General features: G+C 71.8%; 29 protein-coding genes and 1 tRNA gene. 14 read left to right on the top strand and 16 right to left on the bottom strand.

Annotated elements, in window-relative coordinates:
* Positions 1-26: 26 nt before the first annotated feature.
* From MKK53_RS20070 to MKK53_RS20055, 4 genes are all read right to left on the bottom strand, one after another.
* On the bottom strand, positions 27-344 hold the full coding sequence (locus MKK53_RS20070; RefSeq protein ID WP_243930523.1) for a hypothetical protein: 318 nt from the start codon (positions 342-344) through the stop codon (positions 27-29).
* Between the two features lie 89 nt (positions 345-433).
* Entirely contained in the window at positions 434-1474 is a 1041-nt protein-coding gene (locus tag MKK53_RS20065) for an aldose epimerase family protein (protein WP_243930522.1), read from the bottom strand.
* Between the two features lie 60 nt (positions 1475-1534).
* Entirely contained in the window at positions 1535-2770 is a 1236-nt protein-coding gene (locus MKK53_RS20060; RefSeq protein WP_243930521.1) for a nuclease, read from the bottom strand.
* A 78-nt stretch (positions 2771-2848) separates the two neighbouring features.
* The gene (locus tag MKK53_RS20055; RefSeq protein ID WP_243930520.1) at positions 2849-3655 is read right to left on the bottom strand and encodes a hypothetical protein; all 807 of its coding nucleotides are present in this window, start codon (positions 3653-3655) and stop codon (positions 2849-2851) included.
* Positions 3656-3949: 294 nt separating this feature from the next.
* Between MKK53_RS20055 and MKK53_RS20050 the strand changes: the two genes are divergently transcribed.
* The 3 genes from MKK53_RS20050 (at position 3950) to MKK53_RS20040 (ending at position 6522) form a co-directional block, all read left to right on the top strand.
* Complete coding sequence (locus MKK53_RS20050; protein WP_243930519.1) at positions 3950-4900, top strand: lipid kinase; 951 nt, start codon at positions 3950-3952, stop codon at positions 4898-4900.
* A 5-nt stretch (positions 4901-4905) separates the two neighbouring features.
* Positions 4906-5643 carry a TerC family protein gene (locus tag MKK53_RS20045; RefSeq protein WP_243930518.1) on the top strand — a complete coding sequence of 246 codons (738 nt, stop codon included), beginning with the start codon at positions 4906-4908 and terminating at the stop codon, positions 5641-5643.
* Between the two features lie 81 nt (positions 5644-5724).
* Positions 5725-6522, top strand: a complete 798-nt coding sequence (locus MKK53_RS20040; RefSeq protein ID WP_243930517.1) for an FkbM family methyltransferase — start codon at positions 5725-5727, stop codon at positions 6520-6522.
* A gap of 43 nt (positions 6523-6565) precedes the next feature.
* Here MKK53_RS20040 and MKK53_RS20035 read toward each other — a convergent pair whose 3' ends face one another.
* The 6 genes from MKK53_RS20035 to chpT all read right to left on the bottom strand — a co-directional run bounded on the left by MKK53_RS20035 (position 6566) and on the right by chpT (position 13143).
* The gene (locus MKK53_RS20035; RefSeq protein ID WP_243930516.1) at positions 6566-7414 is read right to left on the bottom strand and encodes a CheR family methyltransferase; all 849 of its coding nucleotides are present in this window, start codon (positions 7412-7414) and stop codon (positions 6566-6568) included.
* Positions 7411-8583 carry a chemotaxis-specific protein-glutamate methyltransferase CheB gene (cheB, locus tag MKK53_RS20030; RefSeq protein ID WP_243930515.1) on the bottom strand — a complete coding sequence of 391 codons (1173 nt, stop codon included), beginning with the start codon at positions 8581-8583 and terminating at the stop codon, positions 7411-7413. Before cheB ends, MKK53_RS20035 begins: the two co-directional genes overlap by 4 nt.
* 99 nt (positions 8584-8682) lie before the next feature.
* On the bottom strand, positions 8683-9084 hold the full coding sequence (locus tag MKK53_RS20025; RefSeq protein ID WP_243930514.1) for a response regulator: 402 nt from the start codon (positions 9082-9084) through the stop codon (positions 8683-8685).
* 11 nt (positions 9085-9095) lie between these two features.
* Complete coding sequence (locus tag MKK53_RS20020; RefSeq protein ID WP_243930513.1) at positions 9096-9611, bottom strand: chemotaxis protein CheW; 516 nt, start codon at positions 9609-9611, stop codon at positions 9096-9098.
* 46 nt (positions 9612-9657) lie between these two features.
* A complete protein-coding gene (locus MKK53_RS20015; protein ID WP_243930512.1) occupies positions 9658-12342 on the bottom strand; it encodes a hybrid sensor histidine kinase/response regulator in 2685 nt (894 codons plus the stop codon).
* A 105-nt stretch (positions 12343-12447) separates the two neighbouring features.
* Positions 12448-13143, bottom strand: coding sequence for a histidine phosphotransferase ChpT (chpT, locus tag MKK53_RS20010; RefSeq protein WP_243930511.1), 696 nt, complete (start codon positions 13141-13143; stop codon positions 12448-12450).
* A gap of 218 nt (positions 13144-13361) precedes the next feature.
* On the opposite strand from chpT, the gene MKK53_RS20005 reads away from it, so the two are divergent.
* Positions 13362-14225 carry a 3'(2'),5'-bisphosphate nucleotidase CysQ gene (locus MKK53_RS20005; RefSeq protein WP_243930510.1) on the top strand — a complete coding sequence of 288 codons (864 nt, stop codon included), beginning with the start codon at positions 13362-13364 and terminating at the stop codon, positions 14223-14225.
* A 74-nt stretch (positions 14226-14299) separates the two neighbouring features.
* Here MKK53_RS20005 and MKK53_RS20000 read toward each other — a convergent pair whose 3' ends face one another.
* Entirely contained in the window at positions 14300-14770 is a 471-nt protein-coding gene (locus tag MKK53_RS20000; protein WP_243930509.1) for a YHS domain-containing (seleno)protein, read from the bottom strand.
* A gap of 216 nt (positions 14771-14986) precedes the next feature.
* On the opposite strand from MKK53_RS20000, the gene MKK53_RS19995 reads away from it, so the two are divergent.
* The 7 genes from MKK53_RS19995 (at position 14987) to MKK53_RS19965 (ending at position 19581) form a co-directional block, all read left to right on the top strand.
* On the top strand, positions 14987-15604 hold the full coding sequence (locus MKK53_RS19995) for a DUF1134 domain-containing protein (protein WP_243930508.1): 618 nt from the start codon (positions 14987-14989) through the stop codon (positions 15602-15604).
* A 136-nt stretch (positions 15605-15740) separates the two neighbouring features.
* On the top strand, positions 15741-16433 hold the full coding sequence (locus tag MKK53_RS19990; RefSeq protein WP_243930507.1) for a hypothetical protein: 693 nt from the start codon (positions 15741-15743) through the stop codon (positions 16431-16433).
* 139 nt (positions 16434-16572) lie between these two features.
* Positions 16573-16848, top strand: coding sequence for a 3',5'-cyclic-nucleotide phosphodiesterase (locus MKK53_RS19985; RefSeq protein ID WP_243930506.1), 276 nt, complete (start codon positions 16573-16575; stop codon positions 16846-16848).
* Positions 16849-16966: 118 nt separating this feature from the next.
* On the top strand, positions 16967-17314 hold the full coding sequence (gene lptM / locus MKK53_RS19980) for an LPS translocon maturation chaperone LptM (protein ID WP_243930505.1): 348 nt from the start codon (positions 16967-16969) through the stop codon (positions 17312-17314).
* 64 nt (positions 17315-17378) lie between these two features.
* A complete protein-coding gene (gene lysA, locus MKK53_RS19975; RefSeq protein WP_243930504.1) occupies positions 17379-18647 on the top strand; it encodes a diaminopimelate decarboxylase in 1269 nt (422 codons plus the stop codon).
* Positions 18648-18676: 29 nt separating this feature from the next.
* Complete coding sequence (locus MKK53_RS19970; RefSeq protein ID WP_243930503.1) at positions 18677-19477, top strand: glycosyltransferase family 2 protein; 801 nt, start codon at positions 18677-18679, stop codon at positions 19475-19477.
* Between the two features lie 12 nt (positions 19478-19489).
* Positions 19490-19581 (top strand) — tRNA-Ser (locus MKK53_RS19965).
* A 136-nt stretch (positions 19582-19717) separates the two neighbouring features.
* On the opposite strand, the gene MKK53_RS19960 is transcribed toward MKK53_RS19965, so the two are convergent.
* Positions 19718-20641: a LysR family transcriptional regulator gene (locus tag MKK53_RS19960; protein ID WP_243930502.1), complete on the bottom strand. Its 924-nt coding sequence runs from the start codon at positions 20639-20641 to the stop codon at positions 19718-19720.
* A 91-nt stretch (positions 20642-20732) separates the two neighbouring features.
* Between MKK53_RS19960 and MKK53_RS19955 the strand changes: the two genes are divergently transcribed.
* Positions 20733-21614 (top strand): aldo/keto reductase family oxidoreductase, encoded by an 882-nt coding sequence (locus tag MKK53_RS19955; protein WP_243930501.1) that lies wholly within the window; start codon positions 20733-20735, stop codon positions 21612-21614.
* 79 nt (positions 21615-21693) lie between these two features.
* Here the strand turns inward: MKK53_RS19955 and MKK53_RS19950 are convergent, their stop codons facing one another.
* From MKK53_RS19950 to MKK53_RS19940, 3 genes are all read right to left on the bottom strand, one after another.
* Positions 21694-22674, bottom strand: coding sequence for a quinone oxidoreductase (locus MKK53_RS19950; RefSeq protein ID WP_313901570.1), 981 nt, complete (start codon positions 22672-22674; stop codon positions 21694-21696).
* 151 nt (positions 22675-22825) lie between these two features.
* Positions 22826-23119 carry a hypothetical protein gene (locus MKK53_RS19945; protein WP_243930500.1) on the bottom strand — a complete coding sequence of 98 codons (294 nt, stop codon included), beginning with the start codon at positions 23117-23119 and terminating at the stop codon, positions 22826-22828.
* A 96-nt stretch (positions 23120-23215) separates the two neighbouring features.
* Entirely contained in the window at positions 23216-23452 is a 237-nt protein-coding gene (locus tag MKK53_RS19940; protein ID WP_243930499.1) for a hypothetical protein, read from the bottom strand.
* Between the two features lie 262 nt (positions 23453-23714).
* Between MKK53_RS19940 and MKK53_RS19935 the strand changes: the two genes are divergently transcribed.
* A complete protein-coding gene (locus tag MKK53_RS19935) occupies positions 23715-23972 on the top strand; it encodes a hypothetical protein (RefSeq protein ID WP_243930498.1) in 258 nt (85 codons plus the stop codon).
* A 124-nt stretch (positions 23973-24096) separates the two neighbouring features.
* Here MKK53_RS19935 and MKK53_RS19930 read toward each other — a convergent pair whose 3' ends face one another.
* A complete protein-coding gene (locus MKK53_RS19930) occupies positions 24097-24837 on the bottom strand; it encodes a GntR family transcriptional regulator (RefSeq protein WP_243930497.1) in 741 nt (246 codons plus the stop codon).
* Positions 24838-25286: 449 nt separating this feature from the next.
* Here MKK53_RS19930 and aldA point away from each other — a divergent pair, with 449 nt between their 5' ends.
* A complete protein-coding gene (aldA, locus tag MKK53_RS19925; RefSeq protein WP_243930496.1) occupies positions 25287-26726 on the top strand; it encodes an aldehyde dehydrogenase in 1440 nt (479 codons plus the stop codon).
* The last annotated feature ends 44 nt before the right edge of the window (positions 26727-26770 follow it).

The following is a 26770-nucleotide window of genomic DNA, read 5'->3' as shown; positions in this document are numbered from 1 at the left end:
TCTGAGCGATCGATGGGCGGATCGGTTCAGACGGCGGGCGGACCTCGGGAGCTGACGGCGCCGCGGTCGGGCGGGCCGCGGACGGGGGGCCTCTCCGCGGGGCGCCAGACCTGCGCCACGGCCCGGCGCCAGGGCACGGCCACCGCGACGGGGGCGGGGACCGGGGCGGCGAGCGGCTGGGCGAGGTGGGCGGCGAGGCAACAGAGCTGCTGCGGGCAGGGCGTGCCGTCGTCGGCGGGCGCCCCGTCATGGGCCGCGCAGATCACCCCGTCGCCGGGGAGCGACACGGGGGGCTGGAGCGAGACGAGGAAGACCTGAAGCAGCAGGGCGTAGAGCGCGGCCACGGCGATGACCGCGCGGCTTCGAGCCGATCGGTCCGAGGGCCTGCGCATTCCGCTGTCTTGGCGGGCGATCGAGCCGCCGTCAACACGACTCAGGCCACAGTGAGACGGAACTCCGTCACCGCCTCGAACGCCTCGCCGGGGCGGAGCACCGCGGAGGGGAAGGAGGGGATGTTGGGGGCGTTCGGGAAGCGTTGGGTCTCGAAGCACACCGCGTCGCCCGAGCGGTAGATGCGCCCGGACGGCCCGACCAGCGTGCCGTCGAGGTTGTTGCCCGTGTAGAGCTGCAGCGCGGGTGACGTGGTCCACACCGCGAGGCGCCGGCCGCTGGCCGGATCGTGGCAGGCGGCGGCGCGGCGCAGCGTGTCGGCCTGGCCGCGCAGAACGAAGGAGTGGTCGTAGCCCTTCGCGAAGACGATCTGCGGATCCCCCACCCGGATGCGCTCGCCGAGCGCCCGCTCCGTGCGGAAATCGAGGGGCGTGCCGGCGACGGGGCGGATCTCCCCGGTGGGCACCTGTTCCGGATCGGTGGGCGTGAAGGCATCCGCCTCGATCTGCACCCGGTGGCCGAGCACATCGCCCGCCCCCTCCCCCGCGAGGTTGAAATAGCTGTGGTTGGTCAGGTTCACGACCGTGGGCCGGTCGGTCCACGCCCGGTAGGCGATGCGCAACACGCCGTCCGCGGGCAGGCTGTAGTGGACTTGCACGCTGAGATTGCCGGGGAAGCCCTCCTCCCCGTCCGGTGACAGGCGGGACAGGCCCAGGCTCACCTCGTCGGCGTGGTCCACCCGCCAGAGATGCAGCCCGAAATTGCGTTTCCCCCCGTGCAGCGTGTTGCCGCCGTCGTTGGTGGGCAGGTGATAGGTGCGCCCGTCCAGGCTGAAGCGCCCGCCCGCGATGCGGTTGGCGTAGCGCCCGACCACCGCACCGAAGCTCGGGCTGACGGTCTCGTAGCCCTTCAGGTCCGGAAGGCCGAGGACGACGTTGGCGATCCGGCCGTCGCGGTCGGGGCACTCGATGCCCGTGACGACGGCCCCGAAATCGATGATCCGCACCCGCAGCGTGCCGCGGGCGAGGGTGTGGCGCCGGACCTCGTGGCCGTCCGCTGTCCGTCCGAACGTGTCGCCCGCCATCGCCGCCCCGCATCCCGGACATGCGCCGCATCTGGCGCCCGGCGGCGGGGGATCAAGCGCTCAGCGCTTCCACACGCCGAGGCGCTCACTGCGGGCATGGTCCTCGGCGGCCACCAGCTCGGGGCTCGCCTCGGGCGAGGCGCGGCCGCCGCCGTTGTAGAGCACCACCTCGGACAGGTCGCGCCCATCGACGAGGCAGTTCATGTTCTCGCTGCCGGGGGCGGGCAGGCACGTCACCGTCCGGCCGGAGATGTAGCGGGCCAGCTCGTCGGCCTGCCCGCCGCGCACCCATTCGACGCCGAACAGGTGCACGAGCTTGCCGCCGACCTTCAGGGTCGCGGTGTCGATCACCTGCACGATGCCGGTGACCGCGTTGGCGGGGGGCGGCGGCGCGTCCGCCTCGGGGTCGCCGCGGCCGTCCCCCTCGGGCGGGGGGGTCACGTTGTCGGGCACCGAGGGCGCCCGGGCCGCCTGGGGCGGTTCCGGCGCCGGGTTGGCCGGCACGGCGGGGCGCAGGGCCGGGGTGGAGGCGGGCGCCGGGGCGGTCTCGGGCGAGCGCGGCGCGTTCACGATCACCGCGAGGAGCACCATCGCCGCGGTGGCCGCCGCGGCGGTGCCGAGCCAGAACCGGCCGCGGTGCCCGTCGGCGTCGCCGATGGGGCCGAACCGCTCGCGGAGGCGCCCCGCGACGGGCGGCCCGGCGGGCGCCGTCAGGCCCCCGGAGGACGGCCCGGCCTCCCCGGCGGGGGGATCGTCGCGGCGCAGGCGGCCCCGCAGGGCCGTGAGGGCCCCGGCGGCCGAGCGGGCCAGCGCCCGGCCCTGGACCGAGGATTGCTCGGCCAGCGAGCGGGCGCGCTCCGATTGCGATCCGATGAAGCGCGCGGTGGCGGCCCGCACCTCCGAGGCCCCCGCCGAGAGGGCGGATTCCTGAGGGGCCGGGGGCTGGGCCTCCACGGCCTCGGCCGCGGGCTCGGGGGGCAGGAACAGGCCCGGATGCCGGGACCGCTGCTCGTCGATGAGGTCGCCGAGGGTGAAGGGGCGCGGCGTGCCCCCCTCCCCCGCCGGGTGCAGGCGCGGGGCGCCGTGCCGGTCGAGGATGCGGTAGCCGGGTTCGGCGGCCTGGGGCTCCACGGCGGCCTGGAGGATGAGCAGCAGCGTCCGCTCGGCCACCGGATGGGGGCGGGACCGGGCGATCTCCCGCCGCAACGTCTCGGCCAACCCCGCGCGATCCGGCGCGTCGAGCTGGGGATGCGCCGCCCCGGCCTCCTGTTCCGCCACCGCTGTGGAAGACGTCATCCGTCCCTACCCGACCTCTTCCGATCCCGCGAAGGCCTGGGCGCCCGACCGTCCGGCGCCCTGCCTTCGTCCCGTGCTCTAACCCCTGCCCGCCCCCGGCGCCAAGGTCTCGGCCCGCTCCTGGCCCCGGCCGTCCCGGTGCAGGACCCGGCCGCTCTCGGCCACGATGACGGGGCGCTGCCCGGCAAAGCTCACCTCCAGCACCAGTTCCGAGGCCCCCCGCGACACGGCGCCCCGCTGCGGGTTGGCGGCGCTGAAATCGACGATGGTCCGCACGATGCAGGACGTCCCGTCCGGGCTGCACTGGGTGCTGAAGGCCCGGGCCGCGTAGCGCCGCTCCGGCCAGCGGCGGACGAAACCACGCTTCTCGTCGAGCAGGGCCGCCAGCGTCGTCCTGCGGCCGTAGAACCGGACGCGGGTGCCGTAGAAGCGCGGCGCCGCGCCGACCATGGCCTCCCCCGGCGCCGAGACCACGGAGAGGTAGTCCATCGCGAGCGCCTGGGCCGCCTCCACCCGCCCCGCCGGGGCGGGCGCGGCCGTCGGGGCCACGGTGGGGCCCATGGCCGGCGTGTCGGCGAGGCGCGTCCGCGGCGCCCGGTGAGGCGGCTTCGGGACGGCGGCGACCCGCGCCCGGGCCTCGGCGCGGCCGGCCGCGCGGGCGCGCGGCGGCCGCGGGGCGGTGTCGGCGGCCTTCGTCGGCCGGTCGGCCGCCTGAACGTGCGCCTCGGCCGGGGCGGCGGGCTTGGGCGCCGCCGCCTCGGGGGGTGAGGATTTCGGCGGATCGACCCAGGCCCGCGGGTCGGCCGAGGCCGGCACGGCCAGAAGCGGCAGCACGAGCCCGAGGGCCGTGGCGAGGTGGCGGAGGGGGATGGGGGAGGCGCGCATGGGACCCGGTCGGACCGCGGCGGAGGGAGGGATGGCGGGGGAAAAACGCACCCGGGTGCCGCGAGGGTTCCGGGTCGATCTCAGGCATCGCAGGTGCCGGGCCGCGGCACCAGCTGCGAATTCCGGGGATGATGGGGTTGAGTTCGCACGTCTGTCGCCCAAGTGCGAAAAAACAACACCTGTGACCCCGACCGGCCCCGGAAGGATGCGAACGCGAATGACGGCACCTCAGGCGCGAGCGCTCCCATGCGTCGTCCCCACCCCCATCGCCCCGCGCCCGGCGCGGGCCGCCCGATGAGCGCCCCTCCCCGGCGCGCCCTGCTGAGCTGCAACCCCAAGGCCCGCAGCGGCGACTTCTCCCTGGACGAGGTCCGCGCCATCCTGCGCGCGGGCGGGATCGAGCCGGTCGATCCGCCGGAGGGGGCCGATCCCTGTGCCGCCATCCGCGCCCGGGCGAAGGATGTCGACCTCGTCATCCTCGGCGGGGGTGACGGCACCATGAACGCGGCGGCCGAGACGCTGGTCGAGAGCGGCCTGCCCCTCGCCATCCTGCCGCTCGGCACCGCCAACGACCTCGCCCGGTCCCTCGGCCTGCCGCTGGACCCCCTCGCCGCCGCCCGCTTCATCCCGACGGCGCAGCCGCAGGCGGTCGATCTCGGCTGGGTCAACGGCCACTACTACTTCAACGTCGCGAGCATCGGCTTCTCGGCCGAGCTCGCGGGCGAGCTGACCTCGGAGGCGAAGAAGCGCTGGGGCGTGTTCGGCTACGCGGTGGCCGCCGTGCGGGTGCTGCGCCGGGTGCGTCCGTTCGGCGTCACCATCGAGCACGACGGCAAGGTCGAGAAGGTCACGACCATCCAGGTCTCGGTGGGCAACGGCCGGCACTACGGCGGCGGCATGACGGTGGAGGAAGGGGCCGCCGTCGATGACGGCAAGCTCGATTTCTACAGCCTCGAGATCGCCCATTGGTGGCGTCTGCTCGCGCTCCTGCCGGCCCTGCGGCGGGGCACGCACGGCAAGGCCGCCGACGTCCGGGCCTTCAAGACGCAGGAAATCCGCCTCACCACCCGCAAGCCCCGCCCGGTGAACACCGACGGCGAACTGACGACGCACACCCCGGCCCACTTCAAGGTGATGCCCAAGATCCTGACGATCTACGCGCCGCCGCCCTCGGAACGGGCCGGCGCATCCGACCTCGCGCAACTCGGGAACCGCCTCCTCGGCACGAGCCCCCAGCGGAGCTGAAGACCGTGAACGACCTGATGCAGCTCGCCGCAGACCCGTCCGCCTGGGCGGCCCTCGCCACGCTCGTGGTGATGGAGGTGGTGCTGGGGATCGACAACCTGATCTTCATCTCGATCCTCACGAACAAGCTGCCGGCGGACAGTCAGGCGAGCGCGCGGCGGATCGGCATCGGCCTCGCCCTGGTGCTGCGGCTGGCGCTCCTCGGGGCGGTGGCCTTCATCGTCCACCTGACCGAGCCGGTCGTCCAGGTGCTGGGGAAGGGCTTCTCGTGGCGGGACATCATCCTCGTCGCCGGCGGCCTGTTCCTCCTGTGGAAGGCGACGAAGGAGATCCATCACACGGTCGATCCCGTTCCCGTCGCGTCAGGGGCCGGGGGAGCCTCCATCGGCTTCGCGGCGGCGATCGGGCAGATCCTGCTCCTCGACCTCGTGTTCTCGATCGATTCGATCATCACCGCCGTGGGCATGACCGAGCACGTGCCGATCATGATGATCGCCGTCGTGGCGGCGGTGACGGTGATGCTGGTGGCGGCCGACCCGCTCTCGGCCTTCATCGCCCGGAACCCCACCGTGGTGATGCTGGCGCTCGGCTTCCTCATCATGATCGGCATGACGCTGATCGCGGAGGGCTTCGGGGCCCACGTGCCGAAGGGCTACATCTATACCGCCATGGCCTTCTCGGCCGGGGTCGAGGGCCTCAACCTGCTCGCCCGGCGCAGGCGCCGGGCCAACCGGCCCGCCTGAGCGGACGGCAGGCCGCCTCCCGCATCCGTTTCCCCTGTCCCGGCTTTGGGGTAATCCTGGTTGCGGCAGGATGCGCGACACATGACCCAAAGCCCAGGGACGGCGAGAAAAATCGCCTACGATTTCGGCATGAACAACGGCGACGACGTCGCATATTACTTGCTGAAGGGCCACGACGTCGTCGCCGTCGAAGCGAATCCCACCCTGTGCCAGCACAGCCGGGCGCGTTTCGCGCGGGAGATCGACGAAGGACGCCTGACGATCATCAATGCCGTCGTGACGGACGCCGAATACCAGGACGAGGTTGACTTCTACATCCACAGGACGAACGACGTCCTGAGCCAGTTCCCCGCGCCGGCCCCCGAAGTGCGGGAACAGTTCGACCGCATCAGGCTGGCGAGCATCCCGGCGACCGTCATCGTCCGGAACCACGGCGAGCCGCACTACATCAAGATCGATCTCGAGGGCTTCGACCCGAACGTCCTGAGGAGCCTGTTCGGGGCGGGGATCAAGCCGCCCTTCATCTCGGCGGAGAGCCATTCCGTCGAGGTCTTCTCCCTGCTCTGCGCGCACGGCTACCGGTCGTTCAACCTCGTGGACGGCCTCTCCGTCCCGAAGGTCTACGCGAACGCCGAGATCGCGGGCGAAGCGGGCCCGGTCCGCCACGCCTTCCCCTGGCACTCGACCGGCCCCTACGGCGAGGATCTCCGCTCGCCCTGGCACGACGCGGAATCGTTCTTCTACCTGCTCGCCCGGAGGCGGCTCGGCTGGAAGGACGTCCACGCCAGCCTGGAGCCGATGCCGGGCACGGTGTCCGTGCGCAAGAACGGCTTTGCCGCGACCGGGACGCTCATGGGGTACCCGCGATCCGACGCGTGACCCCGCCCGCGCCGGGGTACGGGGCCGGGCGGGCCCGCGGGCGCTACCCCGCCGCCGCCCGTAGGGCCGCCGTCCGGGCCGTCTCCGCATGGCCGTAGAGGCCGCGGTGCTTCCCGTCGGGGGCGAGCCGGTCGGTGAGGCCGATCACCGTCTCGGCGGCGCCGAGCAGCAGGCCACCGCCCGGTGAGAGGCTGTTAGCGAACCGCGTCAGGATCTCGGACTTGGTCGGGGCGTCGAAGTAGATCAGCACGTTCCGGCAGAAGATGATGTCGAAGGTGCCGAGCCCCTCGAACCCGTGCAGCAGGTTGAACTGCCGGAACTCCACCATTGCCCGGAGGGAGGCGGCGATCTGCCACTGTTCGCCGATCTGGGTGAAGTACTTCAGCAGCCATTGCACCGGCAGGCCGCGCTGGACCTCGAACTGGCTGTAGAGCCCGAGCCTCGCCCGCTCGATCACCTCGCTGGAGATGTCGGTGGCGACGATATCGACCTGCCACCCCGCGAGGCGCGGGGCCGCCTCCTGCAGCAGCATGGCGAGGGAATAGGGCTCCTGGCCCGTCGAGGCCGCGGCGCACCAGATCCTGAGCCGCCGCCGGGCGGCGTTGCGCGCGATCGCCTCCGGCAGCACCACGTCCCGGAACAGGTCGAAGGGGATGCGGTCGCGGAAGAAGAAGGTCTCGTTGGTGGTCATCGCCTCGACGACCGCCCGCTCGATGGCGCCGTCGTGGCCGATCCTGAGGCTGCCGATCAGGTCCCTCAGGGTGGCGAAGGAGAAGCGTCGGCAGACCGGCGCGAGGCGGCTCTCCACGAGGTAGCGCTTCTCGGTGGTGAGGGCGAGGCCGGAGCGCTGCTTGAGGTAGGCGCGCAGAAACTCGAAATCGAGTTCGGTCATGCCGGTTGCCCCGTGAGCAGGACGCGCAGGGCCGGGCCGATCTCGGACAGGGGCAGGACGGCCTCGGCGAGGCCGGCGCGGGCCACGCTGCCCGGCATCCCCCAGACGGTGCTCGTGGCCTCGTCCTGCGCGAGGACCGGGCCGCCCGCCTCCACCAGGGCGCGGGCGCCGTTGGTGCCGTCCGAGCCCATGCCCGTCAGGATCACCGTGGCGGTGGCGGCGCCGAAGATCGCCGCCGCGTCCCGGAACAGCACGTCGACCGCCGGGCGGCAGAAGTTCACGGGGGGGCCGTCGCTGAGCTTGACGACCGGGCCGCCGGCCGCCGCCGCGAGGCCCATGTGGCGCCCGCCCGGGGCCACGTAGATCCGGCCCGGCTCCAGGCGCTCGTCCGCCTTGCCCTCGGCCGCGGGCAGGCCGACCCGGGCCGCGAGGTGTTCGGCGAACACCGCCGTGAAGACCGGCGGCATGTGCTGGACGATGAGCGTCGGCACCCGGCGCAGGGCGGCCGCGCCGATCCCCGCCAGGGCCTCGCCCACCGCCCTCGGGCCCCCGGTCGAGGAGCCGATCAGCAGCACGCGGGGCAGGCCCGTGGACCGGGCGCGCGGGCGCAGGGTGATGGGGGTGGCGGGCTTGGCCGCCGGGGCGGGCGCGAGGGATGCCGGCGTGGCGGCGTGCGAGGGAGCGGCGGGGCTGGCGGTGCGCCGGCCGCGGGCGCGGGCCGCGCCGAAGACCCGCACCCGCTCGATCAGGTCGGTGCGGAAGGCGTCCGAGGTGGTGACGCCGCGGTTGCTCTCGGGCTTGGCGATGTAGTCCACCGCGCCGAGGGCGAGGCAGCGCAGCGAGATGTCGGCGTTGCGGGTCGTGAGCGTCGACATCATCACGACCTGCAGGGTCGGGCTCGCCGCGAGCATCCGCGGCAGGGCCTCCGTGCCGTCGAGCTCCGGCATGTCGATGTCGAGGAGCACCACGTCCGGGTCGTGCCGGGACATCATCTCGAGGGCGATCCGGCCGTTCGAGGCGGTACCGACGAGCTGGAAGCCGGCCTCGGTGATCCAGCGGGCGACGAGGCCGCGCACCACCGCCGAATCGTCGGCGATCAACACACGCACGGGGGTGCTCGGCGGCGAAACGGGCATGCGCGGCGAGACCGCCGCAGGACTGGACAGCATGACCGGTTCCCTCTCCCCTCGGCGGATGGGGCCCGGGGGGCGGTCGCCCGCCACCTCAGGTCCGGCATCGCTCGAACATCAAAGTCTAGTTTCGATTGATTAAGAAATGTCCGTCGATGCCCTGATCGAGAGACCGACCTGTTCGAGCTTTGCAGTCAATATGTCGCGATCGAACGGCTTCATGATGTATTCGTCCGCCCCGCCCCGGAGGGCCCGGGCGATGGCGCCGACATCGTTCTCCGTGGTGCAGAACACGACCTTGGGCCGGCGGCCGGCCTCGCTCTGCCGCAGCTCCTGCAGGAAGGCGTAGCCGTCCCTGTTCGGCATGTTCCAGTCGAGGAGGATCAGGTCCGGCATGGACTCGGCGCAGAGGCCGAGGGCGGTGTCCCCGTCCTCCGCCTCGATCACGGCGTAGCCGATATCCTCGATGATCCGGCGGGCGACCTTCCGGATCACCGCGGAATCGTCGACCACGAGGCAGGTCGTCTCGCGCTGGCTCATCGTCCCGCCCCTCAGGCCGCTTCGGCGCCGCGGGCGCCCTTCGAGCCGAAATCGAGCAGCGCATCGACATCGAGGATGACGAGCAGGCGCCCTTCGAGCCGGTGGACGCAGATCGTCAGGTCGCGCCAGCGCGCGTCGAGGTTGATCGGCACGCTCTCCTTCGTGTCGGCGCCGAGCTTGAGCACCTCGCCGACCCCGTCCACGATCAGGGCGAAGGTTTCGCCGCCCTGCTCCAGGCCGATGGCCATGCCGCGCCCGTCCGCGCCGCCCTGGGCGGCCTCGTCCCGGGTCGCCGCGGGGGCCATCCCGAGCCGGCGGCGCAGGCACAGGGCCGTCACGACCCGCCCGCGCAGGTTCAGGAGCCCGACGATCTCCGGCGGGGCCAGGGGAACCGGCGTGACGCCGGAGGGGACGAACACATCGTGCACCCGCTCGATCGCGAGGCCGAACAGGACGCCGTCGACATGGACGGTGACGAAGTCCTCGGTCGGTCCGGTCTCGGCGCCGTTGGCGTTGGCAGCCTTCATCTCACGCACTCCGGGAAACGCTTGGGGGGCTTCTCAGCCGTTCGGATCAGGCCGCCGCGGCCACGTCGTCCTGGGCGGACGCATCGATCTCGCCCAGGGCGGCGACGAGGCCGCTGCGGTCGAACTTGGCCACGAGGTCGGTGATCGCGAGCCTGCGCGCCCGCTCCACCGCCTCGGCCCCGACCGACCCGGTGAGGCCGATCACCGGCATGCCGGACAGCCGGTCGCCGCCGTTGCGCATCGCCGCCACGAGGTCGAAGCCGTTGCGGCCGGGCATTTCGAGGTCGGTGACGACCACGGCGATGCGCGGGTCGGCCTGGAGGGTGGCCATCGCCTCGTCGGCGCCGGAGGCGGTCACCACCTGGAAACCCGCCGCCTTCAGGACCGGGCCCAGCATGTCGCGGAAGAAGGCCGAATCGTCCACGAGGAGCAGGGTCGAGGCCGCCTTCTGCGGCTTGCGCGGCCCCCGCGCCCAGTCGTCGTAGGCCATGGGCAGGAAGTGGGCGATGTTGATGATGTCGGTCGCCCGGCCGCGCAGCACCGCGGAGCCGATCAGGTCCGAGCGCTCGGCGGCGATCTCGATGTCGAGGCGCTCCTCCACGATGTCGACGATCTCGTTGACGACGAGGCCCATGGCCCGCTCGCCGTCCGAGAAGACGACCAGCGCCTGCCGGCCCTCGCTGCGGATGGCGATGCCGTCGTCGGCGGGCACCAGGGGCATCAGCCGGCCGCGGTACTGGATGAGCGGGCGCCCGCCCAGCCACTCGACCTTGTCGCCGTCGATCTCCTCGAGGCGGGTGACCAGCGACAGCGGCACGGCCTTGTAGCCGCCGCCGCCGCCCTTGAACACGAGCAGCGTGGTGGTGGCCTCGGTGGGATCGGCCTCGGCGGCCTCGGCCTCCCCCTGCCCGGCGGCGGCCTGGGCGCCGTGCGCCACCTGGTTGGCGACGCCGTTCGGGTCCACGATCAGCACCACGGCGCCGTCGCCGAGGATGGTGTTGCCGGCAAAGAGCGGGATGTGCCGCAGCTTGGCCGACATCGGCTTCACGACGATCTCCTCCGTGTGGAAGACCTCGTCCACGAGGATGCCGAAGCGCTGGCGGCCCACCTGGGCCACCACCACGAAGCCAGAGGCCTCGGCCACCGCCTCGTTCCCGAGCACGCCGGAGAGGGAGACGATCGGCAGGAGCCGCTCGCGCAGGCGCAGCACCGGCGAGCCGTTGATGTATTCCACGGCCTGCGCGTTGGCGCCGACCCGCACGAGTTCGAGCACCGCCACCTGCGGCAGGGCGAAGCGGTGGGCGCCGGCCCGGACGATGAGCGCGGCGACGATGGCCAGCGTGAGCGGGATCTTGATGGTGAAGACGGTGCCACGGCCCGCCTGGGTGGCGATGTCGATCACGCCGCCGATGGTCTCGATGTTGGTCTTCACCACGTCCATGCCGACGCCGCGGCCGGAGACCGAGGTCACGGCCGCCGCCGTCGAGAAGCCGGCGTGGAAGATGAACTTGGCGACCTGCGCGTCGGTCATCCGGTCGAGGTCGGCCTGGGAGGCGAGGTTGCGCTCCACCGCCTTGCGGCGGATGGCGGCGAGGTCGAGGCCCTTGCCGTCGTCGGCGATCTCGATGGTGATCGTGCCGCCCTCGTGGAAGGCCGAGAGGCGGATGGTCCCCCGGGCCGGCTTGCCGGCGGCGACCCGCTGGGCGGTCGATTCGAGGCCGTGGTCGGCCGAGTTGCGGACCATGTGGGTCAGCGGGTCCTTGATGACCTCAAGGACCTGCCGGTCCAGCTCGGTCTCGGCCCCCTGCATCACCAGCTCGATCTGCTTGCCGAGTTCGGCCGACAGGTCGCGCACCACCCGGGGCAGCTTCTGCCACGCGTTGCCGATGGGCTGCATGCGCGTCTTCATGACGCCCTCCTGCAGCTCGGCCGTGACGTGGGACAGGCGCTGCAGGGGCACCTTGTAGGCAGAATCCTCGTGGCGGCGGGCGATCTCGAGGAGCTGGTTGCGGGTCAGCACCAGCTCCGAGACCATGGTCATCAGGTGTTCGAGGGTGTCGACGTTCACCCGGATCGTCTGCACCTTGGCCGGGCCGTGCTCGCCCTCCGCCGGGGCGTGAACCTCGGGCTTCGCCACCTCGGGCTTGCCCATCTCGGCCTTGGTGGTGGGGACCGGTGCGGCGGCCACCGGCGCCGGGGCCGGCACGTCGGGGAAATCGTCCGGGCCGGGGGCGGCCAGGAACGCCGCCTCCAGGTCTTCGAGGGAGATCTCGCCGGGCTTCAGCTCGCGCGAGACGGGCTCCGGGAGGACGATTTCGGGCACGGGCGGGGCGACGGGCGCGGGGGCCGCCCCGGTGCCGACTTCGGCCATGTGCTCCAGGGCCTCGATCAGGTCCGAATCGGCGCCGGCCGGCTCGGTCCCCGTCGCATCGAGGTCGGCGAGGATCGCCTTGAGGCGGTCGAGGGTGGCCAGGATCAGCGTGACGCTCGCGGAGGAGACCGGCATCCCGTCGCGGAACCGGCCCATCAGCGTCTCGGCGGCGTGGGCCAGGGCTTCCAGCCGGGGCAGGCCGAGGAAGCCGCAGGTGCCCTTGATGGTGTGCACCAGCCGGAAGATGTTGCGCAGGATCGTCTCGTTGTTCGGATCCTGCTCGAACCGAACCAGCTCCGTGTCGACCGTGTCGAGATGCTCCGCGCTCTCGGTCAGAAACTCACGCAGCAGGTCGTCCATCGCCGGTACTCGTCACGCACGAAACGTTTCGCACCGGCAATGATGGCGATGGGGCGTTATCGAAGAGTTGCGGATCCTTCGGCCGTTAGAACTATTTTGAACCGATCAGGTGAGTTCGGTGCCAGAATTCCCAGCATCGCTCGCCGGTGCTTCTTCAGTCACGGATGGTTCTGCCGTCACGGTCACTTCGTCGCCCTCGATGGTGAAGCGGACCGTCATGCCCGCCGCCCGGGCCACGAGGCCGGCATAGAAGGGCAGGATCCCGTGGGCGTCGACGGAGCCGCTCTCCGGCTCGCCCGCGATCAGCTCCACCACGTGGGGGGGGATGCGGGCATGGGGGCCCTTGGCCTTGAGGACGAAGGTCGGCCCATCGCCGTCGCCGGTCACGGTCACGTCGATCAGCCCGCCCCGGGGGATCGCGGAGGTGGTGACCATCACGAGGTTGAGGAGCAGCTTCACCTTGTTCTTCGGGAACAGGGCCTGCGGCGCGCGCCATTCGAGCTTGGTCTTCTCGTCGGCGAACATGCCCTTGGCGACGTTCTCGGCATCGGCGAGGTCGATGGACGCGCCGGCCGAGCCCGCGGCGCCGAAGGCGAGGCGGGCGAACTTCAGGCGGGCCGAGGCCTGCCGCGCGCTCTTGCCGATCAGCTCCAGGGCGAATTCGCGCATCGATTCGTCCTGATCGTCCTCCAGCACCTCCAGGCCGTTCACGATGGCGCCGACCGGGCTGATCACGTCGTGGCAGACGCGCGAGCAAAGCAGGGCGGCGAGATCCAGACCGTCGAGGGTGAGGGTGGGCATCGGGGACTCCGGGTCGGCTCGCGTCTGCAGCGCTGGGGCCATGCCTGCGCGGAACCGGGCAGGCGGACGGGCAACGTGGTGCGCACGGATAGACGCCGCACGCCCCTTTGCAAAGCGTTAACCCGGCGCGCCCAGGCCGGCTTAGGTTGCGGCGAAAGCTACGGAATCGACATCCGCCGCGGGCTCGGGCATGCAGGGTGCGGGAGGATCGCGGCGTCATGACGGATGCGGCGACGATGACGGAGGCCGAGGCCGGGCGGGTCGCAGGGACGCTCGCCGAGATCGCCTGCGCGGCCGGCACGGTGCTCCGCCGCTGGCACGGGGGGGATTGCCCGCACGTCCTCAAGGTCGACGGCTCGCCCTCCAGCACGGCCGACATCGAAGCCGAGGCGCTGATCCTGGAGGCGCTCGCGGCCCGGTTTCCCGGCATCCCCATCGTGGCCGAGGAGAGCGGCTACGACCGGGGGGCGGGCGACCTGTTCTTCCTCGTCGATCCCCTGGACGGCACCCGCGACTTCCTGGCCGGGACGCCGCACTACTCGGTCAACATCGCCCTCGTGGCGCAGGGGCGGCCCATCGCGGCGGCCCTGGCGGCGCCGGGCCACGACCGGGTGTGGCTCTCCGCGGCGGAGGCGTTCGAGGCGCCGATCCGCGACGGGCGGCCCGGCCCGGCCCATCCGGTGCATTCGCGCCGGGCGCCGGAGGCGGGCCTCCTCGCGCTCGGCAGCCGCCGCCACGGCGACCTGGAGACGGCGGCCTGCCTCGCCTCCCTGCCGGTCCTCGAAGTCCGCACCTCCGGCTCGGCCCTGAAGTTCGGCCTGCTCGCCTCGGGCGAGGCCGACATCTACATCCGCTGCGGCGCGACCATGGAATGGGACACGGCGGCGGGGGACGCGATCCTCACGGCGGCGGGGGGCTGCGTCGTCGTCCCCGGCGGCGGGCCGATCCGCTACGGGCGCGTCGCCGACGGGTTCCGCAACGGTCCCTTCGCGGCCCTGGGCGATCCTGCGCTGGCCGCCGACGTCACCCTGATCCCCGGCGCCACCTGCGGCATGCCCCGCGCGGCGCCGGCCGCGCGGTAGGGGGACGTCCCGCCGGACCCCGCGCCCGCCGACGGGGAGGACGAGGCGGCCCCTCACCGCCCGAAACCCACCCCCTACCGGGCCCCAGTCGCCCGGCGCGTCTCCTCCGGATCGTCCAGCAACCGGCCGAGGGTCGGCCAGATCGCCTCCGCCCGGCCCGCCAGCGCCGGGTCCGCCACCACGCGGGCGCGGCGCTGTGCATCCCGGAAGAGATAGAGGCGCTCATCGATCACGGCGAAGACCGCCGGGTCGGCCCCGACGAGGCGGTGGTCGAGGATGCCGGCCACGTCGTAGCCGCCCAGACGCGGCGCGTAGATGCCGGGATACCGCCGGAAGGCCGCCCGGTTCGCCTCGATGGCGAAGCGCCAAACCTGCCCGTTCCACTCCGCCTCCAGCCGGGCCGACCCCGCCTGCGGCCCCGCCGGCAGGAAATAGCTCACCGGGTCGTAGCCGCCGAGGGCGAGGGGCGCGATCCGGATCGGCGGCGGCTCGGACCGGGCCGCCCCGCCCGCGGCGACGAGGAGCCCCGCGACCAGGGCGGCCAAGCGCCGCCGCGTCCCGCCCCGGTCATGCCCCGTTAACCTCATCTTGCACTTTTGGCCCAATGCTGGTCCCACTCCCGGCCCCGTGCGGTGCCGGCCCCAGGTCCGTTCTCGCCCGTTGCCGCATATCCGGCCCTGCGGCGCAAGGGCGGAGGCAGGGCAGGAGCCAGGGGGTGCAACCAGCGGGGGCGCGGCGACGCCCATCGGCGGAGGAGGCATATGACGGCACCTTTCCCTCCCGGCATCCGGCGGCGGCAGGTCCTGCGGGCCGGGCTCGGGCTCGCGGTCTCCGGGCCGGTCCTGACGGCGGCCTCGGCCGCCCTGGCCGACCGGCTGCCCGCGAACGCCAACCCGGAAACCTTCCGGGCCGAGGAGCTGGTGGATTCCGGCCACCGCTTCTTCGGGACGGTCTCCCGCGGCCTCGCGCTCACCGTCGAGGAGGCGGGCCGCCGCTGGGGCGAGCCCAACGGCTACATCCTCGGGCAGGAGGGCTCGGGCGCCTTCGTCGCCGGCCTGCGCTACGGCGAGGGCACCTACTACACCCGCAATACCGGGAACCAGAAGGTGTACTGGCAGGGCCCGTCGCTGGGCTTCGACGTCGGCGGCGACGGCGCGCGGACGATGATGCTGGTCTACAACCTGCCATCCACCCGCGCCCTGTTCCGCCGCTTCGGCGGCATCGACGGCTCGGCCTACTTCATCGGCGGCTTCGGCTTCACGGCGATGACCGACGGCGGCATCGTCGTGGTGCCGATCCGCAGCGGCGTCGGCGCCCGGCTCGGCATCAACGTCGGGTATCTCAAATTCACCCATCAGGCGACGTGGAACCCGTTCTGACACCCGCGACACAGGCCTCCCGCGGAATGTCCGCGGTGGGCTCGGCCTCGCTTGAGAGTTGCGCTAGAAGACCAATCTCACACGGGGCCGGATGGTCGGCCGGGGACGCGAGCGGTTCGTCTTGATCGAAACGGCGATGATTTTCGCGCTGGGATTCCTGGTCGCGAGCCTTCTCGGCCTCCTCGTCCTGCCGGCCGTGAACGCGCGGGCCACGCGCCTCGCCCGCCGCAGGGCGGAGGCGCGCCTGCCCCTCTCGCCCGGCGAGATCGCCGCCGAGCGTGACTTCCTGCGCGCGCAATTCGCCGTCCGCGAGCGGCGGCTCGAACGGGCCGTCGAGGCGGTGAAGGCCCAGCGCCACGCCGACATGGTGGCGATCGGCGCCGGCTCGATGAAGGTCGCCACCCTCAGCCGCGACATCGAGGCGCGCGATGCCCAGATCGTGCAGGTCCGCACCCGCAACGGGGACCTCGAGGCCGCCCTCACCCAATCGCGCGACGAGGGCACCACGGGCCTCGCCACCCTCCACGCCCTGGAGGAGGCCCATGCCGACCTCCTCGACAGCCTGCTCGCCCTGCGGCGCGTCCCCACCGCGGCGGGGACGGAGACCGGCGAGGCCGGGCTCGCCGCCGAGAGGGACGCCCTGCGGGCGAGCCTCACCGCGGCGGAGCAGGCCCTGGCCGCGCCCGCGGGCCGCGACGAGGCCGTCGAGCGCGAGAACGCGGACCTGCGCCGCCGCATCACCGAGGTGGCCGATGCGCTGGTCGGGCAGGCGCGCCTGCCGCGGACCGGCACCTTCGCCATGCCCGAGCCACGCCGGGAGCGGGTCTGAACCGGACCCTGCCCGCGCCGACGCCCGGGAGCGACGGGGCTGCATTGCTGATTTCGCCCGGTCGCCATGTTTCGACCACGCGGAGGCATCATCGCAGCGCCGCACGAATTTCAAGACGAGCCACACGGAAAGCGTCCTCATGCGCCTCAAGCACATCGTCACCGCCGCGGTCGCGGCGCTCGCCCTGACGCTCCCGGCCGCCGCGCAGCAGTCCAAGCGGGGCAACGAGACCCTCAAGAAGTACTGCACCGGGGACTACCTCTCCTATTGCGGCAACCTCGCCCCCGACGATCCGGCGACCGATGCGTGCATGCAGCGCAACTGGAAGCAGCTCTCCGAGAACTGCCGCCGGGCGATCGACGCCTACGAGGCGCAGCAGGGCCAGAGCGGCTCCAAGCGCGACAAGCGCGGCTGAGGCCGGTGGACCGGGCGGCGCGTGTTGCGGACATGCGCTCGCCCCGGGCCGCGCCAACGGCTAAGGTGAGGTTCCGGCCGGGCGCGGTGCCCGCCGGGGACCGCCGGACCCGCGCGTGATGCTGCCCCGACCCGCCCTTCGACTCCTGGCCGTGGCCGGCCTCGCTGCGCTCGCCCTGGCCGGATGCGGCCGACGCGGCGCCCTGGAGCCGCCGGAGGCCTCCGCCCCCGCCCCGACGACGAACGGCGCCGGATCGTCGGTGAAGACCGCCCGCATCCTGCCGGGCAGCATCGGCCTCGGCGGCGGACAGGCCGAACCGGAGCCCGAGGCCATCCGCGCCGGCGACGAGCTTCCCTTGAGCGCGACGCCGCCCTCCGGCACCGAGGCCCCGGTCCAGACGACCAAGGGCGCCAAGCGGGGCTACCGGATCCCCAAGGAACCTTTCATTCTCGATCCGCTGCTGTAGACCGGCCGGGAACCGGGCGAATTCCCCGCCACCAGGCCCCCGCAGCGACGGCGACAGGCGCGCGATGCACCACTTCCACTACCAGAGCGGCCGACTCCACGCGGAGGAGGTCGATCTCGCGCGTCTTGCGGCCGAAGTCGGCACGCCGTTCTACTGCTACAGCACCGCCACCCTGGAGCGGCACTACCGGGTCTTCGCCGACGCCTTCGCGCAGGACGGGGCGCTGGTCTGCTTCGCCATGAAGGCGAATTCAAACCAGGCGGTGCTGGCGACGCTGGGCCGCCTCGGGGCGGGCATGGACATCGTCTCCGGCGGCGAGCTGGCCCGGGCCCTCTCGGCCGGGATCGCGCCGGAGCGGATCGTCTTCTCCGGGGTGGGCAAGACCCGGGAGGAGATGGCCGCCGCGCTGCGCGCCGGCATCCTGTGCTTCAACGTCGAGAGCGAGCCGGAGCTGGCCCAGCTCTCGGAGGTGGCCTCCGGGATGGGCGTGCGGGCGCCGGTCTCCGTGCGGGTGAACCCGGACGTCGACGCCCTCACCCATGCCAAGATCTCCACCGGCACCTACGAGAACAAGTTCGGCATCCCGATCACCCGTGCCCGGGAGGTCTACGCCCGCGCCGCCGCCCTGCCGGGCCTCGCGGTGCACGGGATCGACATGCATATCGGCAGCCAGATCACCGACCTCGCGCCCTTCTCTGACGCCGCCGCGCGGCTCTGCGGCCTCGCCCGGGAGCTGATGGCCGACGGGCACGCCCTGCGGCACATCGATTTCGGCGGCGGGCTCGGGATCCCCTACCGGGACGACAACGCCCCGCCGCCGGACCCGGCCGCCCTGGCCGCGACCCTCCGCCCGCATTTCGCCCCGCTCGGCCTGCGCCCGGTCTTCGAGATCGGCCGGATGATCGCCGGCAATGCCGGGATCCTCGTGACGAAGGTGCTGTACGTGAAGCACGGCGAGGGCCGGACCTTCGTCATCGTCGATGCGGCGATGAACGACCTGATCCGCCCGACCCTCTACGACGCCTTCCACGCCCTGCGGCCCGTGGCGGAGCCGGCGGCGGACGCGCCCCGCCTCGTGGCGGACGTGGTCGGCCCGGTCTGCGAGAGCGGCGACTACCTCGCCAAGGGCCGGGAGATGCCCGAGCCCGCCCCCGGCGACCTGATCGCGGTGATGAGCGCGGGGGCCTACGGGGCGGTGCAGGCGGGCACCTACAACACGCGGCCCCTGGTGCCGGAGGTGCTGGTGCGGGGCGCCGAGGCGGCCGTGGTGCGCCCGCGCCAGGACGTCGAGGCGCTCATCGCCCTCGACCGGATGCCGGGCTGGCTCGGCTGAACCGGCGGCAACGGGACTTCGAGACCAGCGTGCTTCCCCTCTCCGTCTTCATCATCGCCCGGAACGAGGCGGACCGCATCGGGGCGACGATCCGGGCGGTGCGCGACCTGACGGACGACCTGATCGTGGTCGATTCGGGCTCGACGGACGGGACGCAGGCGCTCGCCGCCTCCCTCGGGGCGCGGGTGATCACCCACGCCTGGCCGGGCTACGGCCCGCAGAAGCGCTTCGCCGAGGAGCAGTGCCGCCACCCGTGGCTGCTGAACCTCGACGCGGACGAGGTGGTGCCCCCGCCCCTCGCGGCCGAGATCCGCGCCCTGTTCGCCGGGGGCGAGCCGGCGCATCCGGCGTGGCGGATCGGGATCGCGGAGATCTTCCCCGGCGAGGCCCGGCCGCACCGGCTGGCCTACACCCTGTACCCCGTGCGCCTGTACCGGAAGGACCGGGGGCGCTACTCGTCCTCGCCGGTCTTCGACCGGGTCGATCTCGAGCCGGGCGCGAGCGAGGGCCGGCTGCGCGGCAGGATCCACCATTTCTCGGTGCGCTCCCTCGGGGACCAGCTCGACAAGCTCAACCGCTATTCCGACCAGCAGGCGGACGACCTGGAGGCGCGGGGGGTGGTGATTCCGAGTTGGCGGGCCTTCGTGGAGCTGCCGGGCAACTTCCTGAAGGCGTATCTCGGCCGCCGCCACTTCGCCCGGGGCACCTACGGTTTCCTGACGGCGATGAACTACGCCATCTCCCGCCACCTGCGGATCGCCAAGCACTACGAACGCCGCCGCCTCGCCATCCACCGGGATCGTCTTGACCGCCCGGACAGGACGTCCTAGAGCCGAACAGCCGGAGACGTGGCCGAGAGGCTGAAGGCACTCGTTTGCTAAATGAGCATACCCTTAATCGGGTATCGAGGGTTCGAATCCCTCCGTCTCCGCCACTCGGCCCCCCAATCGACCGTAAGTCCCTGTCATCCTTCGCCAACGGCCCGTGCCGAAGGGCGACGTGACGTCGGCGCATATCCGCCGGGAGGCCTGCCTTGACCCCCTGTCGCCCCGGGGGTGACGGCGTGGCGCTCACTTGCCGGCCCCGTCGGCGTTTCCCCGCGCAGGGCCGATGAAATCGACGAAGGCGCGGAGCGGAGCCGGGAGGTGCCGGCGCCCGGGATAGTACAGGAACGGCCCCGAAAACGGCTGCCACCACGGCTCCAGCACCGGCTCCAGCGCACCCCTGGCGAGGTGGGGCCGCAGCCAATCCTCGAACAAGGTGAGGATCCCGACACCGGCGATGGCGGCGTCGACGGCGAGGTCCGTGGCGCCGCCCACGCGCACGATCAGCGGACCGGTCGGGTCGATGCGGAAAACCTCCCCGTCGCGCTCGAATTCCCACGGCACCGTCGCGCCGTTGCCGAAACGCCCGCCGATGCAGGCATGGCTCACAAGATCGCGGGGGTGCTGTGGGCGACCGTGGCGGTCCAGGTATGCCGGAGAGGCCACGGTGGCGAACCGCTGCGTCCGCGGGCCGATCGGCACGGCGATCATATCCTGCGCCAGCCGCTCGTCGTACCGGATGCCCGCATCGCAGCCCGCCGCCAGCACGTCGACGAAGCCGTCTTCGGCCACGATCTCGAGCCGGATGTCCGGATAGGCCGCCAGGAAGGGCGGCACGATCGCGGGAAGCACCAGCCGGGCTGCGCTGACCGGCACGTTGAGCCGGAGCGGGCCGGCGGGCCGGTCGCGGAACCCGTTCACCACGTCGAGGGCGGCCTCGACCTCCGCCAGGGCCGGCCCGAGCCGTTCGAGCAGCCGGGCGCCGGCTTCGGTGGGGGCCACGCTGCGCGTGGTCCGGTTCAAGAGGCGCACGCCCAGGCGGGCCTCCACCCGGCGCACGCCCTCGCTCAGGCTCGAGGCGCTGGCGCCGCTGGCCCGGGCGCCCTCCCGGAAGCCACCGGCCCGCGCCACGGTCATGAAGGCGGCAAGGTCCGCGAGGTCCGCCGTCATCGTGCGCAAACCCGAACAACCCGTTCCGATCAGCCCTGCTTATCCGATCAATCGCCCACGTCTACATCCGGACCGGCAACGGAGACCCCCCATGACCGACATCGCCACAGCCGGGACGTTCCCCCTCGGGCACCGCCGCGTGACGCGGCTCGGATACGGCGCCATGCAACTCGCCGGGCCGGGCGTGTTCGGGCCGCCAAAGGATCGCGCGGCGGCGATCGCCGTGCTGCGGGAGGCGGTGGCGCAAGGCGTCGATCACATCGACACCAGCGACTTCTACGGCCCGCACGTGACCAATCAGCTGATCCGGACGGCGCTCCATCCCTATCCCGACGATCTGGTGATCGTCACCAAGGTCGGCGCCCTGCGCGGCCCGGACGCCTCGTGGAATCCCGCCTTCTCGGCGGAGGCCCTGACGCAGGCCGTCCATGACAACCTGCGCAACCTGGGCGTGGATGTCCTCGACGTGGTCAACCTGCGCCTGATGTTCGACGTGCACGGCCCCGCGGAGGGTGCGATCGAAGCGCCGCTCACGGTGCTGGCGGAGCTGCAGAATCGGGGCTTGATCCGACAGATCGGGTTGAGCAACGCCACCCGGCGACAGGTCGCCGAGGGGCGGCGCATCACCGAGATCGTCTGTGTGCAGAACCAGTACAACCTCGCCCACCGGGGGGATGATGCCCTGATCGACGAGCTCGCCGCCACCGGCACCGCCTACGTGCCGTTCTTCCCCCTCGGGGGCTTCAGCCCGCTTCAATCCACGGCGCTGTCGGCGGTGGCCGCTCGGCTGGGGGCGACGCCCATGCAGGTGGCCCTCGCGTGGCTCCTGCGCCGCGCGCCCCACATCCTGCTGATCCCCGGCACGTCGTCGGTGGCGCACCTGCGCGAGAACCTCGCCGCCGCCACCCTGACGCTGCCGGAGGACGTGATCGCGGAGCTCGACCGGATCGGGGCCGCCAGCGAGAGGGGGTGAGCCTCCCTCCCCCTGCGCCGGGCCATGGGTGGCGTGCGCCCCCGCTCCCCCACCGTGGCGGCGGCGCCCGCCCCGGCGTTCAGGGGATCAGGACGGCGGCTCCGGTCGTCGCCCGGGCCTCCAGGGCGGCGTGTGCCTCGCCGGCCGCGGCCAGGGGCAGTTGCAGCCCCGTCTCGGCGCGGAGAACGCCGCCCGCGACCGCCGCGAAGACCTCGGTGGCCATCGCCTCGAGCGACGCGCGGTCGCGGAGATAGTGGAACACCACGGGCCGCGACAGGGAGTTCGACCGGGCGCCGAGCGCCGCGGGCGCCACCGGCTCGACCGGACCCGACGCCTGCCCGTAATTCACCAGGGCGCCGCAATAGGCGAGGCTCTTCAGCGATTCGGCGAAGGTGTCGCGACCGACGGCGTCGTAGACCGCATCGACCCCGCGCCCCTCGGTGAGGGACATCACCGCGTCGGCGAAACCGCCCTCCCGGTAGGGGATGACCTCGGTGGCGCCCGCCTCCCGGGCGATCGCGGCCTTCCCGGGGCTGCCGGCGGTCCCGATCACCGTGGCCCCGAGGTGGCGCGCCCAGCGGCACAGGAGCTGGCCGACGCCGCCGGCCGCGGCATGGACCAGGATCGTGTCCCCCGCCTTCACGGCGTAGACCCGCCGCAGCAGCATGCAGGCGGTGAGCCCCTTGAGCAGCAGCGACGCCGCCGCGACGTCGCCCAGGGTGTCCGGAAGCGCCACCGCCACCGACGCCGGCAGGATCCGGCGCTCGGCGTAACCGCCATAGGCCCCGGTCACGTAGCCGACCCGCTGCCCGACCTGAAACCCCTCGACGCCAGGGCCCAGGGCCTCGACGACGCCGACCGCTTCGATGCCGGGGATGCCGGGCAGCGGAAGCGTCCGGTAGAGGCCCGAGCGCACGTAGCAATCGTGGAAGTTGACCCCCACCGCCGTCTGCCGGATCAGGACCTCGCCCGGGCCGGGGGCACCGACGACGACCTCTTCGAGGGTGAGGACCTCCGGGCCCCCGTGCGTGCGCAGGACGATGGCCGCTGTCATCCGCATTCCTTCCCCATCCCGCCGGCCGCCCCGTCACCCGGCGGATCCGACACCGTTGCGGCGGGCAACCTACCAGACGTTCCGCCCCGTGCTCAGCGCTTCGGCATCCCGGCCGGGCGATGGATACCGGGATCGGCCCGCGGGCGTGCGGGCGTTCCTACCTGTCGCCCTTGGGCTCCTTCGTGCCGGTGCCCGAGCCGGCCCCGGCATTCACGCCCGCGTTGCCGCCATCGGCGACCGGATCGGAGGTCGGCACCGGGTTGCTGCCCTCCTTCAGGGTCATCCCCGGCCCAGGCGAGGCGGTGCCGGTCCCGGAGCCCTGGCCGTTGTTGATCACGCTGTTGCCGCCATTGGCCGTCGGGCTCGCCGTGGGCGCGCCCTGGGCCAGGGCCGCCCCGGCCCCGGCGACAGTCAGGAGGCCGGCCATCATCGCCAGGCGAGGATTTCGCATCTCGAACGCTCCCTCATTGGATATTGCGGCAATCGGAATGGGCATTCGCACACATGCCGGGGGCGCACCGCCCGGCGGGGATGCGGCGATGCCGGTTCAGAGGCGGGGAAGGCGCGTCCGCGAATGGCGCGCCCGCGTGCCGGGCGTGGGCAGGCCCATCACCCGCCGGGCGCCGCGCCGGTAACGGTGCGTCCGGGCCATCCGAACCTGCACGATGGCGTCCCCCGCCGCCCCGGCCCCGGGCGTGAGGCCCGGTGCGGCCGACGCCGGGCCGGTGCCCGCGGCGAAGACGGCGAAGAGGATTCCGGCGGCGAGTGTAACGGCTGGACGCATCCGCTGTGATCCTGTCATCGCGGTTTCTCGTCGGTCAAAACATCCATCTTGCATTTCTGTTCCTGTCCGATCCCGGCGGCGAGGTCTGAATCGGCGCGCCGTTCAACGCTCTCATCCGCCGCGGATCGCCCCTCGACTTGTGTCATGGCCGGGGCGAGGGCCGTATAGAAGACTTCGCCAGTCGATCACCGCCCGCGGACCTTTCTCCCCGCGCGCAACCGGTCAGTCGTTCGGCCGTTGGTGCCCGCGACAGGAGGAATGCATGAAGAGGTTGTTTCTTGCCACCGCGATTATTGTGAGCGGAGGCGGCGGTCTGGCGTCGGCGCAAACCCCGCAGCCGGTCACCGAGACAGCATCCCCCACCGTCACCACCCCCGCGCCCGCGGGGGAGGCGAGACCGGCGGGCGGCGAGGCCGTTGCGGCCCCCCGGCCGAACGACGCCGATGCGACCGGCCCCGACAAGGTCAACGGCCTGGAAGTGCCGCGCATGAAGGATCCGCGGGAAGGCGGGCGCGAGTGATCGGGCGGCGGGCTTCCCTTGCACCGATGGGGCCGGGGACGCCCGCCGATGGACCCGCGCGGCGGCCGAGGGCCTCACGATCCGGGACCGGACCCGGTCCGTCCCGGAGTGCGTGACGCGGAGCCTACCGGACGCTGCGGCTGGCGGTGCGCTTGCGCCGCTCGACGTTCGCGTTCTCGTGCATCGTCTCGAGCTTCGAGACGAACTTGGCCGAGGCCCGGCTGATATGGGCCCGGCCGAGCCGCTCGGCCCTGGCCGCATCCTTCATGACGATCGCCTGCAGAATCTGGGCGTGCTCGTCCCAGATGTCGGCGGAGATGTTGCGCTCGACCCTCAGCACCTCGCCCATGATCCGGCGCATGTGATGCCAGTGGGGACGGGCGGCCTCCTCGATGACCGCATTGCCCGAGAGTTCGGTGACGAACTGGTGGAAGGCGATGTCCTCGGCGATCTGGCGGGCGATCGAACCGCTGGCGATCGCCTCGCGCCCGCGGGCGATGATCTCCTGGCCGCGCGCCTCGGCCTGTTCATCCGAACGCTCGGCCGCGAGCCGGCAGGAGAGGCCGTCCAGCACTTCGCGGACCTCGTAGGCGCTGCGCATCAGCCCGACGTTGAGTTCGGCGACGACGACGCCGCGTTTGGGCGCATCCTCCACGAAACCCCGGTCCCGTAGCAGCATGATCGCCTGCTGCACGGGTTGCCGGGAGACCTCGTAGGCCTCCGCCAATTCATCCTGAATCAGGCGCGTGTTCGCCGGCAGCGTGCCGTCGCAAATTTCGTCGAGGATGCGCTCGTAGACCTGGCCCACCAGACTCGGCACAATTGTTACTCTCGGCATCGAAACCTGTCCGCCCGCCGGGGCCATCCATAAACTCGTCGCCCGACCGCTTGCACTAAATTTCGAAGCCGTGTACGCATTCGAATGCGAACTTCGAATTCGAAATGTGCAGCCCCGAGAACCATGACGCAGCTTCCATGCCCGTAAAGCGTGACCGGCTGCAAGATGCTGAATGGCCGCTGCCATCGATGCCCCGGCGTCCGGCCACCGATCTTCCACAGACATTCGAACGGTTCGCGGCGATTATGATTGGGTTAGATTCAAAACTCCGACGATATTAGAGCGACTATTCATCGACTCATCGACCCCGACAGCAAATCATGGCTGCTGCCACGACGACAATTCCATCCTCAGAATGGTCCGCCGATGGCGGTTTTTGAAGTCGATAAAACATAGCGGCGCACAAGACCGCATCGAAAAACTCGAATAACAATAAGAATAATAAAAACATCAACCGGGAATTTGGGAGGATCACCGTGAACGCCCCTCTTTCGAATTACATCAGCGGCCGCCTGATCTCCAGCGGCACGAGCGACCTGATTCCGGTGCTCAACCCGTCCACCGGCGCCGTGATCTCGGAGATGCCGGTCTCCTCGGCGGCGGCCGTGGACGAAGCGGTGGCGGCGGCCAAGAAGGCCCAGGTCTCCTGGGGCCGGCTCCCCGCGATCCAGCGCGCCCACGCCCTCCGCGCCATCTCCGCCAAGATCCGCGAGCGCGTCGAGCCGATCGCCCGGACGATCTCGGAGGAGCAGGGCAAGCTCCTGGGCCTCGCCAAGGTCGAGGTCGCCTTCGCCGCGGACTACCTCGACTACATGGCCGAGTGGGCCCGCCGGATCGAAGGCGAGATCATCGAGAGCGACCGGCCGAACGAGAACATCTTCCTGTTCCGGAAGCCGGTGGGCGTCGTCGGCGCGATCCTGCCCTGGAACTTCCCGTTCTTCCTCATCGCCCGCAAGCTCGGCCCGGCGCTCGTCACCGGCAACGCCATCGTCATCAAGCCGAGCGAGGAGACGCCCCTCAACGCGGCGGCCTTCATCGCGCTGCTCGACGGGCTCGATATCCCCGAGGGGGTGATCAACTTCGTCTACGGCACCGGCGCGGGCGTCGGCGAGGCGATCTGCGCGCATCCGGATGTCGGGCTGATCAGCTTCACCGGCAGCGCGGCGACGGGCTCGCGGATCATGGCCACGGCCGCCCGCAACATCACGAAGGTGAACCTCGAACTCGGCGGCAAGGCGCCCGCCATCGTCCTGAAGGACGCCGACCTCGACAAGGCGGCCAAGGCGGTGGCCGCCTCCCGCACCCTCAACAGCGGGCAGGTCTGCAACGCGGCCGAGCGCGTCTACGTCGAGCGGCCCATCGCCGAGGCCTTCGTCGCGAAGGTCTCCGAGGAGATGAAGAGGCTGCGCGTCGGCGATCCGCTCGGGGGCTCCGAGGTCGACATGGGGCCGATGATCAACCGGGCGGGCGTGTGCAAGGTCGAGGAGCTGGTCCGCTCCGCGCTCGACAGCGGCGCCACCGTCGTGACCGGCGGCCGCGGCACGGCCGAGGCGGGCCAGGGCACCTATTACGAGCCGACCGTGCTCACGGGCTGCCGCCAGGACATGGACGTGATGCGCAAGGAGATCTTCGGGCCGGTCCTGCCGGTGATGACGGTCGACAGCCTGGACGAGGCGATCTCGCTGGCCAACGACACCGAATACGGCCTCACCTCCTCGATCTACACCGAGAACCTGTCGCATGCCCTGAAGGCCAGCCGTGAATTGAACTTCGGCGAGACCTACATCAACCGCGAGAACTTCGAGGCGATGCAGGGCTTCCACGCCGGCAACCGCAAGTCCGGCATCGGCGGCGCCGACGGCAAGCACGGGCTCTACGAGTACACCAGCACTCACGTGGTCTATATTCAGTCCTGATCACGCTACAAAAACAAAAATATAAGAAAATGAAAAATCAAATC

The organism is Methylobacterium sp. J-076, from assembly GCF_022829405.1.
Lineage (GTDB): Bacteria > Pseudomonadota > Alphaproteobacteria > Rhizobiales > Beijerinckiaceae > Methylobacterium.
Note: the sequence above shows the minus strand (reverse complement) of the source record. Positions and strands in the feature narration are given on the sequence as shown.

Bases quoted from the DNA above. Each gene is read 5' to 3' on its own strand.
- MKK53_RS20065 (WP_243930522.1), bottom strand. From the start codon at position 1,474: ATGGCGGGCGACACGTTCGGACGGACAGCGGACGGCCACGAGGTCCGG.
- MKK53_RS20060 (WP_243930521.1), bottom strand. From the start codon at position 2,770: ATGACGTCTTCCACAGCGGTGGCGGAACAGGAGGCCGGGGCGGCGCAT.
- MKK53_RS20055 (WP_243930520.1), bottom strand. From the start codon at position 3,655: ATGCGCGCCTCCCCCATCCCCCTCCGCCACCTCGCCACGGCCCTCGGG.
- MKK53_RS20050 (WP_243930519.1), top strand. From the start codon at position 3,950: ATGAGCGCCCCTCCCCGGCGCGCCCTGCTGAGCTGCAACCCCAAGGCC.
- MKK53_RS20040 (WP_243930517.1), top strand. From the start codon at position 5,725: ATGACCCAAAGCCCAGGGACGGCGAGAAAAATCGCCTACGATTTCGGC.
- MKK53_RS20035 (WP_243930516.1), bottom strand. From the start codon at position 7,414: ATGACCGAACTCGATTTCGAGTTTCTGCGCGCCTACCTCAAGCAGCGC.
- cheB (WP_243930515.1), bottom strand. From the start codon at position 8,583: ATGCTGTCCAGTCCTGCGGCGGTCTCGCCGCGCATGCCCGTTTCGCCG.
- MKK53_RS20025 (WP_243930514.1), bottom strand. From the start codon at position 9,084: ATGAGCCAGCGCGAGACGACCTGCCTCGTGGTCGACGATTCCGCGGTG.
- MKK53_RS20020 (WP_243930513.1), bottom strand. From the start codon at position 9,611: ATGAAGGCTGCCAACGCCAACGGCGCCGAGACCGGACCGACCGAGGAC.
- MKK53_RS20015 (WP_243930512.1), bottom strand. From the start codon at position 12,342: ATGGACGACCTGCTGCGTGAGTTTCTGACCGAGAGCGCGGAGCATCTC.
- chpT (WP_243930511.1), bottom strand. From the start codon at position 13,143: ATGCCCACCCTCACCCTCGACGGTCTGGATCTCGCCGCCCTGCTTTGC.
- MKK53_RS20005 (WP_243930510.1), top strand. From the start codon at position 13,362: ATGACGGATGCGGCGACGATGACGGAGGCCGAGGCCGGGCGGGTCGCA.
- MKK53_RS19995 (WP_243930508.1), top strand. From the start codon at position 14,987: ATGACGGCACCTTTCCCTCCCGGCATCCGGCGGCGGCAGGTCCTGCGG.
- MKK53_RS19990 (WP_243930507.1), top strand. From the start codon at position 15,741: ATGATTTTCGCGCTGGGATTCCTGGTCGCGAGCCTTCTCGGCCTCCTC.
- MKK53_RS19985 (WP_243930506.1), top strand. From the start codon at position 16,573: ATGCGCCTCAAGCACATCGTCACCGCCGCGGTCGCGGCGCTCGCCCTG.
- lptM (WP_243930505.1), top strand. From the start codon at position 16,967: ATGCTGCCCCGACCCGCCCTTCGACTCCTGGCCGTGGCCGGCCTCGCT.
- lysA (WP_243930504.1), top strand. From the start codon at position 17,379: ATGCACCACTTCCACTACCAGAGCGGCCGACTCCACGCGGAGGAGGTC.
- MKK53_RS19960 (WP_243930502.1), bottom strand. From the start codon at position 20,641: ATGACGGCGGACCTCGCGGACCTTGCCGCCTTCATGACCGTGGCGCGG.
- MKK53_RS19955 (WP_243930501.1), top strand. From the start codon at position 20,733: ATGACCGACATCGCCACAGCCGGGACGTTCCCCCTCGGGCACCGCCGC.
- MKK53_RS19950 (WP_313901570.1), bottom strand. From the start codon at position 22,674: ATGCGGATGACAGCGGCCATCGTCCTGCGCACGCACGGGGGCCCGGAG.
- MKK53_RS19945 (WP_243930500.1), bottom strand. From the start codon at position 23,119: ATGCGAAATCCTCGCCTGGCGATGATGGCCGGCCTCCTGACTGTCGCC.
- MKK53_RS19940 (WP_243930499.1), bottom strand. From the start codon at position 23,452: ATGCGTCCAGCCGTTACACTCGCCGCCGGAATCCTCTTCGCCGTCTTC.
- MKK53_RS19935 (WP_243930498.1), top strand. From the start codon at position 23,715: ATGAAGAGGTTGTTTCTTGCCACCGCGATTATTGTGAGCGGAGGCGGC.
- MKK53_RS19930 (WP_243930497.1), bottom strand. From the start codon at position 24,837: ATGGCCCCGGCGGGCGGACAGGTTTCGATGCCGAGAGTAACAATTGTG.